The sequence below is a fragment of the Bacillus sp. V3B genome, assembly GCF_024494465.1.
Classification (GTDB): domain Bacteria; phylum Bacillota; class Bacilli; order Bacillales; family Cytobacillaceae; genus Bacillus_BD.
Genome location: NZ_JAETXM010000006.1, coordinates 85,356 through 101,352, shown reverse-complemented (window position 1 = coordinate 101,352; position 15,997 = coordinate 85,356). Strand labels below are relative to the sequence as shown.

The window sequence follows — 15,997 nt, the reverse complement described above, 5'->3', positions numbered from 1 at the left end:
TTTATGCACTACTTCTTGTACTCAAATTAACCTTCGTTTTATCACTTCCCATATAATGAATGATTAGACAAACGAGGGAGAACATAGATAACAAAGTAAAACTCAGAAAATAATCACCCGTCATATCTTTCGTAAATCCAATGATAATAGGTGGAAGGAAACCTCCAATACCTCCAACTGCGCCAACAATACCTGTTACCGACCCTATATTCTCTGATGAAACTTCAGGTACCATCTTGAAAACTGCTCCATTTCCGATACCCAGCATAATCCCAATAATCATACAACTTATACTGAAGAAAGTAAGATTTCCCAATGTCAAAGCGATAGATAATCCACCTAACAATACACCACTAAAAACAAAGGTTAACACTCTTTTTGCACCAAAGTGATCAGATAAATACCCACCTACCGGACGTACAAACGTTGCGATTACGACAAAGAGGGCTGTTATGATCCCAGCGGATACCGCCGTCATTTGAAATAAATCATACAACAAAGTAGGTAAATAGATACTAAAAGTAACAAAGCCTCCAAAAGTAAGGCAATAAAAAACAGATAATATCCATGTTGCTTTATATTTTAATACCGACAATGCTTCCTTTAACGTTTTGGTTTCACTTATTTTTTGCACCTCTTTTGTACCTATCCAAAAAATAATGGTCATAATCCCCATCGCAAAAGCGAAACTCCAAAAAACCCACTCCAAACCATATGAACTATAAATGGTAGGAATGAGGAAATTAGCCACCGCAGATCCTAAATTCCCCATACCGGCAATTCCTAGAACTAAGCCTTGCTTTTCTGACGGAAACCATCTAGATACATAGGCAATGGAAATAGCAAACGTTGTTCCTGCCATCCCAATAAAGAGCGCCCAGAATAAGAGCATGGAATAAGAATCAGCAAACCCTGCTCCAACCATCGGTATGATAAGCAAGAGCATTGTCACAGCGTAGATTTTTCTACCACCATATCGATCTGTTAAGATCCCCATCGGAATACGCATCACAGAACCTAATAAAACGGGTGTAGCGATAAGAATACTTTTTTCGAGGTCACTTAATTGGTACACTTTTTGAATTTCCGTAGCAACCGGTGCAAAGACCGACCAGACTGTAAAGGAAACAATCATGGCTATAGTTGATAACATTAATATCGATGTTTGATTTTTTGATTTCACTGTATCAGCCCACCTTGTATTTCTCTTGCTGAGAAAAAATTAGTATTATCAAATTCGCCCCGCCGAATTTGCGCCCGGATTTTTATCACGCTTCAGAAAGCCACATCCTGTGGCTTTCGCCTGACTAGGACGTCCTGTCCGTCGTCGAGCTCGCTCGATAAATGACCTTTAAAAAATCCGAGGCATCCACCGGAGGCTTAACTTGATTCAGCCGGGGTTTGAACCCCCACTGAATCAGAGAGCTTTTTGCATTCATCCCTCACTTACAGAAGTGGAGAACTTCTGTACCTGTCGCAAGCTTTCGGTACAAAAAGCATTTGCTGAATGAAGTTAAATAAAGGATTATCTATACATTGGATGTGTTTTTTCATGTGTTTCAATCAAATCAACATAGGGACCAATCTTTACAGTACTAACTTTAAATCCTGGCATTTTACAAATTGGATCCAAATCTCCTGAAACAAGTCGATTCACATTTTGCGAGTCTGCCCAGTGGAAAGGGACAAAAACTGTATCTTGACGTATCGTTTCTGACCAGTTACTTCTAACGACAATGCTTCCTCTTTTCGATTCAATTTTGACTAGCACTTGATCTTGAATACCAAACTTCTTTGCCGTAGCCGGATGGATTTCCATAAAAGATTCAAAATTTCTTGCTGCCAATGAAGAGCTTTTTCTCGTTTGTACACCTGTTAAATAGTGAGACATGACTCTTCCTGTAGTTAAATACAGCGGAAACTCTTCACTCGGTTGCTCCTTTGGAACAACTGGAGTATTGGAAACCGCAACCATCATTGCCTTTCCATCCTTGTGTGCAAAGGATTGTTGGAATAACCGTTCCGTCCCTTTATGATCAAGGGTTGGACAAGGCCATAAGATCCCCTTTTCCTCTTTCAGACGGTCATATGTGATTCCATAATAATCTGCAATTCCTCCGCGACTAGCCATTCTTAATTCATTAAAAATCTCTTCAGCAGATGAAAATGAAAAGTATTCTCCTTTTCCAAGAACACGAGCAATGTCGCAAAGAATTTGCCAATCATGTTTTGCTTCTCCCGGACTAGGAAAGCTTGATTCTCGCAAAGTGACTCTCCCCTCTAAGTTTGTCATGGTTCCTTTATCTTCTAAATAAGAGGTAGCAGGTAAAATTAAATCTGCCAAACTAGCCGTTTCTGAAATAAATAAATCAACTGCAACAAGAAACTTTAGCTTTTTTAATGCCTTTTTAACAAAATGAGCATTTGGATTGGAGACAACCGGATTAGAACACATTAAAAACAAACCTGTGATTTCACCCTGATCCATTTTCTCAATCATTTCATAAGCAGAAACACCTTTTCTCGGTAGATCGTCTTTATCCACTCCCCATACATTTGCCACATATGCTCGATGTTCTTCATTCTCAATGGAACGATACCCCGGAAGTTGATCTGCCTTTTGGCCATGTTCCCTTGCCCCTTGACCATTTCCTTGCCCGGTAATGGCTCCATAACCACAATTTAATTTTCCAATCTTGCCTGTTGCAATCAAAATATTTAGCAAATTACGAACAGCAACAGAACCATCTGTTTGTTGTTCAACTCCCCTTGCTGTAAAAATCATTCCCGTTTCCTTCTGCCCAAACACAGTGGCCGCTCTTTCAATTTGGTCAGCAGGAACCCCTGTCAATTCAGCAATTTCTTTTATATTTAGGGAAGAAACATACTCTTTCACTTCTTCAAACCCTTTTGCTCGTTCTTGAATAAAGCCCTCATCAATATAGTCTTTTTCAATAATGACTTTTAATAATCCGTTGGCTAGTGCAGCATCCATTCCTGGTTTGACCTTTAAATGCAAGTCTGCCATTTTTGTTGTTGCCGTTTCGCGAGGGTCGATAGCAATAATAAACGATCCGTTTTCTTTTGCTTTTTCAAAATAAGGCATGATGGTCGGCTGACATTCAGCAATATTTGTACCCACTAAAATAATACATTGTGCAAATGGAACTTCTGACAAACTATTTGTGAAACCTCTATCCATTCCAAAAGTCTGACTTGCAGCTGAAGCAGCTGCTGACATACATAAACGACCATTGTAATCAATGTGTTTTGTTTTTAAAGCGACACGTGCAAATTTACCCAATAAATAGGCTTCTTCGTTTGTAACGGACGCACTTCCATAAACAGCTAGCGCATCCGTTCCATCTTCGGTTTGAATTTTGGCAAAGTTTTCTTTGATATGTCCTAAAGCCTGCTCCCAAGAAATAGGGGTGAATTCCCCGTTTACTTTCAATAATGGATATTTAATTCGATCATTATGCAATGCATGCTGATGTGCATTCATCCCTTTAATACATAAACGCCCATGTGAAGTAGGGTTCTCTTTTCCAACAGTTAAATATCTTTTCCGTTTAACAACCGTTTGCTCAATTAGTTGCATTTTACATTGCATACTACAATATGGACATTGTGTATCATAGACCTTTTCCGACTGTACCTGTTTTTCCTTTTCACGAAAATACTTCAATAACATTTCAGTCATAGCACTTCATCCTTTCTATCAAACTGATTTACTGTATCTTCCTTCTACCATTTTCTTATACTTATAAACTTCTTCTTCTAGTCGTTCAATTAGTTGGTTGCGCAATTCTGTTTCAAAAAGAATTTCTCGTATGTGTATTAAACCAATTCGCTCAATCCACCCGCTTATACGTTCTAAATAGTTGGCTGTCTCACGGTAATATTGAATCAAAGCCGTAACGATATCCAATGCGTCCTCACTAGTCTCAGCAACATATAATAATTCTCCAACTTGCGCGTCGCGTCCGCTGCGCCCACCTACGTGAATCTCCCATCCTCTATTCATACGAATGAATCCAATATCTTTTGTTAGGACCTCTTCCCCATTATGCAGACAAGCAGTGATACCCATTTGGACACGCTCTGGGGTTTTTAAACATTCCAACTGCTTTTCTAAATGAACAGCTAATTGAAGAGATGGACGCTTATCACACCAGCAAATATCTTCACCAATATAGGTTTTTATGGATTGAATCGCATAAGGACTAGCAGGACTTAATGGCATATTTAATTCTTCCCATACATTTGGAAGGCTTTGCTTATTTACTCCCATTAAATGAATCCTTTGTTCGCTCGTTACAATCACGTTCGGTATATGGTATTTCTCTACAACATCAGCAATTATTCTTAGTTGCCCAGCGTCTGTCATCCCCCCATACATTTGTGGAACAATTGTATACGTACCGTCACTTTGCATCATTACATTCATGTGCTCATTGACCAAAAGAGATTCTTGCTCACTTTCAAAATCCGGATGAATCATGCCTAAATAATAATTTAGTGCACCAAGACATGCAGAGCACCCCCCTGGTTTTTTCCAGTTCAATACATCCATCACTTCTTGTACAGATGAAAGATTTCTCAATTGTATTTCCCGGACAACTTCATCTTCTGTCAAAGTTGTACAAGTACACATAGTCTTCTTTTCAATGACTTCATCAAATGAATCACTTTGAATATACGTTAACAGGTCAGCAACTAATGGCTTACATCCACCACAAGAATCAGAAGCTTTTGTACACTTTTTCACTTGTTCAACCGTTGTTAAATCTTTCTCTTGAACCGCTTCGAGAATAGCTCCCTTTGTCACCGCATTACAGTTACAAACAATATCACTGTGAGCCATAGAAGCAACTGAACCTTCACCATCTTCAGATAATTGGAACAGCACGTTTTTTTCACTATCAGGTATGTCTTTCTTTTCCATAATCAGATTCAATAATTTTGAGCCTGCACTTGTATCTCCAAATAAAACAGCCCCAATCATTTTGTCTTCTTGAAAGACGATTCTTTTATAAACTCCATTAAACTCATCATGAACAGTGATGGCTTTTGTGGTTTCATCACCAACAAATTCACCACCTGAGAAAACATCAACACCAGATATTTTCAACTGTGTTGAGAGAATGGAGCCTTGGTAGCCCTGACATTCTTGACCGCTTATATGTTTAGCCAATACTTTTCCCTGTTCATAAAGTGGCTTCACAAGCCCATAAACCATTCCTTGATGTTCAACACATTCCCCAACGGCATAAATATCTGGCACATTTGTTTCTAAATAGTCGTTTACAAGAATGGCACGGTTCGTATCTATACCATTTTCCTTGGCTAGCTGTACATTAGGTCTAACTCCTACAGCCATAACCACAAGGTCTGCCTCTATTTCCGTTCCGTCCTTAAAACGCAACCCTTCTACACGGTTATTTCCAATAATCTGTTCTGTTTCTTTTCCTAAAAAGAAATTCATTCCTTGACCTTTTAATTCTTTTTTCAACATTTTTGCTGCTGTGTAATCCAGCTGCCTTTCCATCAAACGATCGGAAAGATGGACAACATTCACGTCCATTCCAAGATTTAATAACCCTCTGGCCGCTTCTAGACCTAGTAAGCCACCACCGATTACGACTGCTTTTTTATATTGTTTCGATACTTCAATCATTTTTCGGCAATCTTCAATGGTTCGAAAGGTGATAACCCCTTCTTTATCACTACCAGGAAGCGGAAGAACAAACGGAACAGAGCCTGTTGCTATAATCAGTTTGTCATATGGTACTTCTCTAGTTTTATCTGTTTTTATCATTTTGTTCTCTGTGTCAATCTGCACAACTGTTTCACCTGCAAACAGTTGAATATTGTTTTCTTCATACCATTGGCGATCATTTATTGTAATATCTTCAAACGCTGTACCACCTTGCAGTACGGTAGATAATAAAATTCGATTATAATTTACATGTGGTTCGCTTCCAAATACAGTTATGATAAATAAGTCGGCAGCATTCTCTAAAATCTCCTCAACACAACGTATACCCGCCATTCCGTTCCCTATGATTACTAATTTTTCTTTATTCATTCTAAAACCTCCAGCAAGTAAAAAAAGATGGTTATGAAACATGTATCTTTATTCTTGCACAAAACTGATTTAAAAAAACGAATCATGTCACATTATCTTACACATAAATATTAGGAAATTTATATTAAAATAAACAAAGAGCTTCATTTCATATATTAAATTATTTATGAAATAAAGCTTTTATATAAAAACATTGTGAAAAATCACTAAATGACTTAAAATTGGTGATGAACACAAAAAAATATATCTAAACTTTGATAATACCAACAACCGTTATAGGTCAAATTGATGATCATTTTAATAATAAATGTTTGAGGAATAAAAAAAGATAGCAAAGCTGCTATCTACAAGACAAGTTATAGTTATGAGGTGAATAATAATGATTAAACCAACCGTTGGATTTTGTGTGATCAATTTAGAAAATGGTGCGCGAGAGGCTAGAGAAATTTTAGAGAAAGATCCTAATTTAAATGTTGTTGGATATGGATGTATCCGTTATTGCGGGACATGCGACCGTTCCCCCTATGCTCTCGTAGATGGTAAGGTTGTAACAGGGAAAACGCCTGAACAATTAGTGGAAAACATTTACCGATTTTTAGAAAAACAACTTATTTCTTAAAAAACGTAAGGATGCATTACCAGGCATCCTTACGTTTTTTTATTTACATCTCGTTAAGTTTGCTCACCTTTGTGTTTATTGATTCGATGCAGGGAGACATAGTTCCTTAAAGTTGCAGTTGTTGCATTTTCTAGATGGATTCATCTCAAAATGTTCTTTCTCTACTGGTTTATTTTGAACACGGTCCTCCAAATATTGCTGCATCAAAAAGATACTATTATTCATGATTTCTTGAGACGAATCAAGATCAAACTGTGTTAATTTATGTTCACGACTCGTTCCAGTTAACAAATATTCATTGCTCACTACAATGTCTTCCACTGGAATCTTATGTTCTTTTGATAAATAGAGTGCATAAAACGCTAATTGGTTTCGATCATCTTCAGACTCTTTCCCACTTTTCCAATCAATAACGACCCATTTTTCCTGATTTACGTCACTATAAACAAAATCAAGTACAACAAATACGTCAACGCCATTCACTTCAAAAATCCGGAATTCCTCAGATTCTAGCACTTGTACCTCTAATTTTGTTAGGATATCTTGATATGTTTGACTCTGAAAGAAATGATGAATACACTTTCTTAGTTTATCCTTTGTCGCCTCAATATCTTCTGAACGAATGCCTTTTTCATAATAGATTTCATGCAACATTTTATACTTCTTTGGTCTATCTAACCAAGACGGCAAACATTTAGTGGAATCAATATAAGCCTTATTAAGACCTTGGGATACTAACTTGACCATTTCTTCTTCAGTCAATAATCTTTTCCCTTTTAAAAAGTTTTTTAGCTGTTTATCAATAGCTTTATGAATTTCTTCTCCTAATACGATCGGGAGGTTACTTATATTTTTTAATCGATAGGCCGTTCTCTTTTCTTCAGATGCATCAAACGACCACCCATTATGTGATTCATAATAATGATGATAATATTTACGTTTGCATTCTAGAAATGTTTTATGCCTTGAATTGGACCATGAAAACTCTGGATATTCCCGATGAACGTACATAATTCCCCTCCTGAATCCATTCTATTACCATCATAACAAAAAACACCTCTAGTTGGGATTCTAAGCAATAAATAAGCTGCCCCATAAAGTGTCAGACACCTTATGGAGTAGCCCATTCTAGAACTTCCACTCTGAGAATTCTTCAAACTCATTTACTACCTTTGTCTTTCACTTAAATAGCTGTTGAACACCATTCCCCATACTAGTAATGAATATTTGATCATCTGTTAGAAGAGGAAAACATAAGTAATCAACCTTTTCTGTTTCTCTTTATTCCCAAAAAAACTCATCCACCAGTAGACAGTGAATGAGTTTTTTTGGGAATAAAGAAGACTTCGCCTGTGCAGACGTTGCGACAGAATAAGACATGCTTACTCTGCCTCATCCTCACTTGTAACAGAACTACAATCTAAGATTTGAAATCAAAAGCATTTCGCTCCTAGCTTCTTTAATTCTTCTTTATTAATTTTTCCTACATGTGTTTTCGGAAGTTCCTCTAAGAAAATGATTTCTTTTGGAATCTTATAATTTCCAAGTTTTATAGAACAATGCTGCATTAGATCTGATAATGTTAAACTTCCATTTTCTTTTAAAACAATGAATGCCGTAACCGTTTCTCCCCACTTCCGATCAGGTATTCCAACAACAGCTACTTCGTCAACTTGCGGAAGGTTTGAAATCCAATGCTCCACTTCTAACGGATAAACATTTTCTCCACCTGTGATAATGAGATCTTTTTTTCGACCAACGATATAATAGTAGCCATCCGTATCCTTTTTTGCTAAATCGCCTGTTCGAAGCCATCCATCAGACATTGTTTCCGCTGTAGCTTCTCGGTTATTCCAATAACACTTAAAAGTATGCTTTCCCTTAATCCATAACTCTCCCACTTCATCAGAACCTGCCTCTGTTCCATCTTCTCTCATTATTCTTACATCATTAAACAGCATAGGTTTTCCAACAGAGCCTCTTTTTTCGTTCACTTTACTCTGATCCATATAAAAATTATTTGGACCCGCCTCTGTTAAACCATAACCCTCTTTAAATTCCAATCCTTTACGCTGAAACTCCTCATAGATTTCTAGAGGACAGGGAGCTCCTCCAGAAAGAAAGGTTTTCACTGTTGGAAACGCTTGCTTTTTAAATTCTGTTGCATGAACAATCATGTGATACATCGTCGGAACAAACAAGACAATCGTACATTTGTAATCATTTAAATAGCGGATCGCTTCGACCGGTTTAAACATACTAGCAATGATCACCTTTCCGCCTATCATTAAAAGAGGAATCGATAAAGCATTTAAGCCACCTGTATGAAACAACGGCATATACGTAAGGGTGGTATCTTCCTTTGTTAAATTCCAACTTAAGATCGTATTTAACCCATTCGACATAATCGATTGATGTGACAATACCACCCCCTTCGGTTTTCCGGTCGTTCCACCTGTATAAATGATGGCAAGGGGATCCTGTTCCGTTAATTCTGTTTCAACATGTAGGGAGTTAACTTGATCAAGGTACACTTCATCATCGATTTTGAATCGCATAGAGGGGAAGAGAACAAGCTCATTCATTTTTTCTGAAAAACATGAATGATAGCCGATTACCTTCGGTGTGCAATCCTGAAGAATATAGTCCATTTCATCGGCAGCCAACCTCCAATTAATAGGAACAAATATAGCTCCCAATTTCACACATGCAAAAAGTAAGTCAAAATAACTAATATGGTTAGGAGATAGTAAGGCTACTCGATCCCCTTTACTTACTCCTTGTTTCTTTAGCCAACTTGCAGTAGCCATACTTCGTTTATTCACTTCAGAAAAGGTCCAACTTCTCTTCTGTTCCACATCAACAATAGCTTCTGCAGTCGGTGTTAATCGAGCTCTATTTTCAATCCAATCAAGCTCCCACCTCACTGGAATCACTCCTTTTGGTATCATGTAGGCGCTTTCGTTACCGTTTTTTGATCATTTCTTCATTTTCGGGCACGAATAAACGCTGTCGTTATCGAATCTTATTAAAAAAATCTCTATCGGCCCAAAAATTCCATGACCACTTGAAGCAACTGGTCAAGATCATCTACTAATGGTGAATGACCACAATCCTTTAATTCTATAAATCGTGCCACATCTCCTATGTCTTCAACAATTTCTTTTGCCATTTGTTCCGTAATGACCTGATCACGATCACCTCGAAGAACTAATACAGGAAGTTTAATCTTCTTCACCAGTCCATTTCCTTCACTTAAGCCATTATGCTTCTCGCTAATGTTAAAAATATTTAAAGCATGGTACACTTCTGCCAGATTTTTTTGGTTTACCATATCATCAATATATTCATCATATCTCTCTTCACTTGGTTGATTATCCGTGTAAATAAGCGTATTCCACACTGTTTTTAAAAAAGGCTGACACTTTGTATCATAGGCATACTGCATGGGGATGGTTTTACCGGCGTCCGCTCGAATTTCATCGTAGGTTGTGAGGCGGTTTTCAAGGTCGGGTCGCCCGAATACATTGCTTCCATAGAAAGGATAGCCTCTCGTTGAAGCCGATGCTAACAGCACTAGCTTTTCACAGCAACCAGGATAATCTGCCACAAATTGCATCCCCACTGCTCCACCAGTCGACCAACCAATAATGGAAAAGTCGGTTAAACCAAGCTCTTCCACAAATCCCTTAACATCTTCCGAAAAATCCTTAATGGAACGGACTTCATGATGATAAGATGACTGCCCAAACCCCCTCAAATCAATGGCAAATAACTTATAACCCGAGTCCATATTTTCTAGTACAAGATCCCAATGTTTTGAAGAGGTCATATTCCCATGGATAAGCAAGACCTTTTTCTCTCCACCTTCTCTTTCCTGATAAGCGATGGTTTCTCCATTTGATAGTTCTACTTTTTTATAGTTCACATTGGTTAAAGTCATTTTCTATCTTCCTTTCCCCATTAAACAGTTGTTATACCTATGCGTATGCGAAGCATTCCTTATTAAGCATCCCACCCTAGCTAATTTCCCCTTTTCAAAATGTAGTAGCATCCTGCTAATCCCAATCTGTCCTCTTTTTTATCATACAAAATTTCACAAAAAGATTTTGTCGTTTTAAAAGAAAATAAAAGCAGAAAGGTGTCAGAAAATCATGTATCAATTTTCTAACACCTTTCTGCTAGTTGAACACCTCATAACAGAAAGTAACAGCCTGAAAAACCTTGTTTTACAGAGTGAATTATATTTTTTATAAAGGCTTTGTTAAACAATCGTGTTGATGCTCCAATGACCTTTGGTAGACGCGTTCATTAAGTAATTCATACTGAATCAAACACATAGCCGCATACATCAAAGATCATTTATCAACAATCATCATTGACATAGCCTTTATAAAAGCGAAAATTCTCTTCTATATTTTTGTAATATGTCTGGTACTTGTTCAGGAGAGATAGGTTTACTAAAGTAATAACCTTGTGCTAGGGTACATCTTTGGCCTCTAAGAATACTTAATTGCATTTCAGTCTCCACACCTTCAGCCACAACCTTAAAGTTAAGATTTTTCCCCATATCTATAATCGTTTTCACAATCACTTCTCCGTCTTTATCTAATTCATCTATAAAAGATTTATCTATTTTCAGATTATCAATAGGCAATTTTTTCAAATAACTTAATGAAGAAAATCCAGTACCAAAATCATCTATAGACAGTTTCACACCTAATTTTCTTAATTGGTTTAATATTTCAATAGACTCTTCAACATTTTGTATCGTGCTTTCTGTTATCTCTAATTCTAAAGAGTCAGGGGGTAGTTCTGTATCTTCTAAAATTTTTCTAACAGTATCAACGAACATGCTCTTATGAATTTGTCTTGGTGATACATTAACCGCCACATTTGATATATAAACGTCATCTTCTCGCCATTGTTTCATCTGTTCACAGACATGCTTTAGCACCCAATTTCCAACTGGAATAATTAACCCCATTTCCTCTAAAATAGGGATAAATTCAAATGGTCCTACTTTACCTAGTTCAGGGTTTTCCCATCTAAGTAACGCTTCCATTCCTACCATATCTCCACTAACTAAATCTACTTGAGGTTGATAGACAATTGAAAACTCCTTATTCTCTAGTGCTTGGCATAACTGTTTTTCTAAATTTGATTTTCTTATCACTTTTTTATTAAGTTCTGATGAGCAGAACTGATAATTCTTTCCACCCAATTCTTTTGCTTGATACATAGCAATATCAGATTGCTTAATCAACATATCAATGCACTCTTCAATCGTTTTGTTCGTCCTTTTGATTTGAGAAATAGCATGCAAACTTACCCCAATACTTGCTGATATATATAGTTTTTCATTATTTATGTTAAACGGTAGAGAAAACAATTCAACGATTTCCTTTGAAGCTGTTGTTGCTTCTTCCTCATCGCTTATATTAGCTAACACGATGACGAATTCATCTCCGCCTTGTCGAGAGATAAAGCCACTTTTACGAAGGGAACCTTGTAAGCGATTACCAATTTGCTTTAACAAAGCATCCCCTATATTATGTCCTAAAGTATCATTAATTGTTTTAAATCGATCCAAGTCTAAAAAGAACATAGCGATAAGTTCTTCCTCATTATTGTGAGATATTAGCAATTCTTCAAGATATTTATTTAAAAAATTTCTATTAGGTAACTTAGTCAAAGGATCATAAAAAGCCATTTCTTTTATTCTTTCCTCGATCTGTTTTCTCTGAGTAATATCATTTCGAATCGCAATATATTGATACGGTACCCCTTGTCCATTTAAGTAAGGAACAATTGTCGTATCAACCCAATAATAGGAACCATCTTTCGCTTTATTTTTAATTTCGCCTTTCCATACCTTTCCATTACCGATCGTCTTCCACATTTCTTTGAAGAAATCTTTAGAATGATGACCTGACTTTATAATTCTATGGTCTTGACCGACAAGTTCTTCACGACTATATTTGGATAATTCGCAAAATTTATCATTTGCAAATTGAATGATTCCTTTCTTATCGGTAATTGCCACGATGGATGATTCATTCAATGCAAATTCAATATCTTTGAGTAATTTAATCGTTTGTTTTAATTCACTTTTTATTTTTCTTTTCTTCAAGAAATTTCACCATCCAAGCCATAGTTCCTATTCTTATTATAACAAAGTTGCAAATTTTGTCACTATAATATAGATCACAGTAAAACGAATTGAAAGGGATAGGAGCAGGATGTTCTTAAGAATTGCTGGGCTTGATCTAAATAGCAATAGAGGGTCGAATTCATTTTTATTTCTACCATTTATAAGCTTTTTTTAAATAATAATGTAGCAGTCTAATCCGGATAATCACAAGAACATGGACCATTACTAACTGGAAAGAAAGTTCAGTGGATCTCTGACACTAAACATTCTTTCCAATTAGCACTTTCGTATATCAAATTCGCCCCGCCGAATTTGCGCCCGGATTTTTATCGAGCTCGCTCGATAAATGACCTTTAAAAAATCCGAGGCATCCGCCGGAGGCTTAACTTCATTCAGCCGGGGTTTGAACCCCCACTGAATCAGAGAGCTTTTTGCATTCATCCCCCACTTACAGAAGTGGAGGACTTCTGCTGAATGAAGTTAAACGATGGAAGTAACCATTTCAAATATTCGTTTGATAGAATGTATGAAGATATACTTTTTCTAACGACGACTAATCCCCATCGATCAAAACGGAATGAGGATTAGTTTCTGTTTATACTATTACATATACAATTGGGACAACACACTTAGCCCTTCGAAAAATTCAGGTTATTTTTTATTTGCTTGACGTCCACTCTTTTTTTGACTTTGTGAACTTGAGTTCCCAATTTGAAATTCATTACCTAATTCAACATCGTTTCTTTTATCCTGTTTCTCGATTTGTGCTCTTGTTTGATTCTTATTCTGTATCCCTTGATTTGACATAACCTATCATCTCCTTTCAAATGTGATTGTTTTTAATATGTACAAGTATTAGGAAAATACGTCTTATTTGTCTCTAAAAGTTTTGCATTAATATTCCTTCTTTATGCAGCCCTTAGACTTTTTCAAAAACTTAAAACGAGTGTATAAAATGACGTAGATGCCCCTTGGTATCAAAAGGCATCGTCATTTACAAAATAATGTCATTCTCCATTAAGGAATGGTTCTTATAAAGAAGACTTCCATCAGTGAGGTTTTTTTCATCCCCCACTGATGGTTAGTAGCGCTTATCGAACCTTTACTGGCAGTTGCCCCTACCTATCTTCATTTGTTATACTCTGAACCTCGAGGTGGGGATCTTACTGCCCGTTAAGAGTGGAATAAAACTTTAATTTAGATTTGTTCCTCTTGCCTGTACGACCCCTTGAGGGACGTGTTGATTATTCATCGTATTTATTTCCTCTGACGATAAATAGTATTCGTCTCCAAATGAGTTTTTAGGCTCTTCTAGAGTAAAGAAGCAAATAGCTAAACTAACGAATGCGCCGCCTGCAAGAATAAAGAAAAACTGTTGAGGAGTAACAAAGGTTAATAATGTTAAATAAATGGTTGAACCGACATTCCCGTAAGCACCAGCCATTCCAGCAATTTGTCCTGTTACACGTTTTTTAATCATTGGGATAATAGCAAATGTTGCACCCTCCGCACCTTGAATAAACACGGAAGTTAAAACAGTGATAGCAACAGCTATTATGATCGGCCAACTAGAGTTCATTAAACCCATTAAGACGAGACCAATCGCAATCCCTAACATATAAATCAACATAACATTCCGACGACTTCCCATTCGATCCGAAAGAATCCCACCTAATGGGCGAGCTACAAGATTAACAAAAGCAAAAGAAGCAGCAATCAGTCCAGCAGTTGTTGGAGAAAGCGAAAAGGTCATTTGGAAAAACATAGGCAACATAGAAACAATTGCGAGTTCAGCACCGAAGTTCGCAAAGTATGTGCTGTTTAATGCAACGACGTTTTTAAACTTATACCGGTCATCCTCTGGAATCCCTTTTTTCAGTTGTGGAACATTCACTTTAAGAATGTTATAAATTTGATAAATAACAATAAGTCCTATAACTCCCCAGATCATATACAATACTTCATTTGAGATAAAGCCCATTCCTTCTAATCTCCATGAACTAATGACAAGCGCCCCACCAAGAGGAATAGTCCATAGGATAAGTTGAACGAGATCACCCCAACTACTAACTTCAAGAGCAGCTGCTTTTTTTGGTTTAATTAATATTTTTCCTTTCGGAGTATCCCTCACACAAATATAATAAATAATTCCATAAACAAAACAGAAAACGCCAGTGAAAGCAATCGCATATCTCCAACCATTGTCTCCTCCAATTACTGAAAGGGCAATCCATGGTAAGATCATAGCGACAGCTGCAGAACCAAAGTTTCCCCATCCACCATAGAACCCTTCAGCAAAACCAACATCTTTAGGAGGGAACCATTCAGCTACCATGCGAATCCCAATCACAAAACTGGCACCGATACTACCAAGGATAAGACGTGAAATCATCAATTGTGTCCATGTATCACCAAATGCAAATGTAATCGCCGGAATGGACATCAGGACCAATAATCCAGAATACACCATTCTTGGCCCATATTTATCCAATAAAGAACCGATAACAATCCGCGCAGGAATTGTCAGAACAACGTTACAAATCCCTAAAGCTGCAATATGTTGAGCCGTTAACCAGCCCATGTCCTCCATCATGGTTGTCGCTAAAGGCGCCATATTAAACCAAGTGAAGAAAGATACAAAAAAAGCAAACCATGTAAAATGCAAAACTTTAATACGCTCACTTTTAAAATGAAATAAATTAGCAACTTTCATTTAAAACGCACCTCCAAAATACATATTTTAATTATTGTTACATAAAGTAACATTTACGTCCTTGTTTATGTCAGATTATGTAACGTTTATTTTGAAAGAAAAATCAAAATTTTAATGACTTAATAAAGAGACAAACCTTCCCATAGGCCTTCAAAGCAGGATCAAATTCGCCCCGCCGAATTTGCGCCCGGATTTTTATCGAGCTCGCTCGATAAATTACCTTTAAAAAATCCGAGGCATCCGCCGGAGGCTTAACTTCATTCAGTCGGGGTTTGAACCCCCACTGAATCAGAGAGCTTTTTGCATTCATCCCCCACTAACAGAAGTGGAGGACTTCTGCTGAATGAAGTTAAAAATAATGAACGTATTTTCATTTGGATACTGCAAAAACTAGAAAAAAGGCACTCGAAATATCGAGTG

The 15,997-nt window shown here is 37.0% G+C and carries 9 protein-coding genes and 1 pseudogene; 1 reads left to right on the top strand and 9 read right to left on the bottom strand.

The annotated features are described in order from the left end of the window. Position 1: 1 nt before the first annotated feature. The 3 genes and pseudogenes from JMM81_RS09855 to nirB all read right to left on the bottom strand — a co-directional run. Positions 2-1,192: pseudogene (locus JMM81_RS09855) on the bottom strand (MFS transporter); the annotation flags it as partial. Between the two features lie 333 nt (positions 1,193-1,525). Then, the gene (gene nasC / locus JMM81_RS09850; protein ID WP_256241403.1) at positions 1,526-3,703 is read right to left on the bottom strand and encodes an assimilatory nitrate reductase catalytic subunit NasC; all 2,178 of its coding nucleotides are present in this window, start codon (positions 3,701-3,703) and stop codon (positions 1,526-1,528) included. A gap of 18 nt (positions 3,704-3,721) precedes the next feature. Further along, entirely contained in the window at positions 3,722-6,091 is a 2,370-nt protein-coding gene (nirB, locus tag JMM81_RS09845) for a nitrite reductase large subunit NirB (protein WP_256241402.1), read from the bottom strand. Positions 6,092-6,470: 379 nt separating this feature from the next. On the opposite strand from nirB, the gene JMM81_RS09840 reads away from it, so the two are divergent. After that, positions 6,471-6,710: a DUF1450 domain-containing protein gene (locus JMM81_RS09840; RefSeq protein ID WP_256241401.1), complete on the top strand. Its 240-nt coding sequence runs from the start codon at positions 6,471-6,473 to the stop codon at positions 6,708-6,710. A 75-nt stretch (positions 6,711-6,785) separates the two neighbouring features. Here JMM81_RS09840 and JMM81_RS09835 read toward each other — a convergent pair whose 3' ends face one another. From JMM81_RS09835 to JMM81_RS09810, 6 genes are all read right to left on the bottom strand, one after another. Continuing rightward, entirely contained in the window at positions 6,786-7,721 is a 936-nt protein-coding gene (locus tag JMM81_RS09835; RefSeq protein WP_256241400.1) for a PD-(D/E)XK nuclease family protein, read from the bottom strand. Between the two features lie 422 nt (positions 7,722-8,143). After that, positions 8,144-9,637, bottom strand: a complete 1,494-nt coding sequence (locus JMM81_RS09830) for an acyl-CoA synthetase (protein ID WP_256241399.1) — start codon at positions 9,635-9,637, stop codon at positions 8,144-8,146. Positions 9,638-9,750: 113 nt separating this feature from the next. Next, on the bottom strand, positions 9,751-10,653 hold the full coding sequence (phaZ, locus tag JMM81_RS09825) for an intracellular short-chain-length polyhydroxyalkanoate depolymerase (protein ID WP_256241398.1): 903 nt from the start codon (positions 10,651-10,653) through the stop codon (positions 9,751-9,753). Between the two features lie 447 nt (positions 10,654-11,100). Continuing rightward, on the bottom strand, positions 11,101-12,843 hold the full coding sequence (locus JMM81_RS09820) for a sensor domain-containing protein (RefSeq protein ID WP_256241397.1): 1,743 nt from the start codon (positions 12,841-12,843) through the stop codon (positions 11,101-11,103). 672 nt (positions 12,844-13,515) lie between these two features. Then, entirely contained in the window at positions 13,516-13,671 is a 156-nt protein-coding gene (locus JMM81_RS09815; protein ID WP_256241396.1) for a hypothetical protein, read from the bottom strand. A 385-nt stretch (positions 13,672-14,056) separates the two neighbouring features. Beyond that, positions 14,057-15,577 (bottom strand): NarK family nitrate/nitrite MFS transporter, encoded by a 1,521-nt coding sequence (locus tag JMM81_RS09810; protein ID WP_256241395.1) that lies wholly within the window; start codon positions 15,575-15,577, stop codon positions 14,057-14,059. Positions 15,578-15,997: the final 420 nt, after the last annotated feature.

Coding starts and splice junctions, on each gene's coding strand:
- JMM81_RS09835 (WP_256241400.1), bottom strand. CDS start 7,721: ATGTACGTTCATCGGGAATATCCAGAGTTTTCATGGTCCAATTCAAGG.
- JMM81_RS09840 (WP_256241401.1), top strand. CDS start 6,471: ATGATTAAACCAACCGTTGGATTTTGTGTGATCAATTTAGAAAATGGT.
- nasC (WP_256241403.1), bottom strand. CDS start 3,703: ATGACTGAAATGTTATTGAAGTATTTTCGTGAAAAGGAAAAACAGGTA.
- nirB (WP_256241402.1), bottom strand. CDS start 6,091: ATGAATAAAGAAAAATTAGTAATCATAGGGAACGGAATGGCGGGTATA.
- JMM81_RS09815 (WP_256241396.1), bottom strand. CDS start 13,671: ATGTCAAATCAAGGGATACAGAATAAGAATCAAACAAGAGCACAAATC.
- phaZ (WP_256241398.1), bottom strand. CDS start 10,653: ATGACTTTAACCAATGTGAACTATAAAAAAGTAGAACTATCAAATGGA.
- JMM81_RS09810 (WP_256241395.1), bottom strand. CDS start 15,577: ATGAAAGTTGCTAATTTATTTCATTTTAAAAGTGAGCGTATTAAAGTT.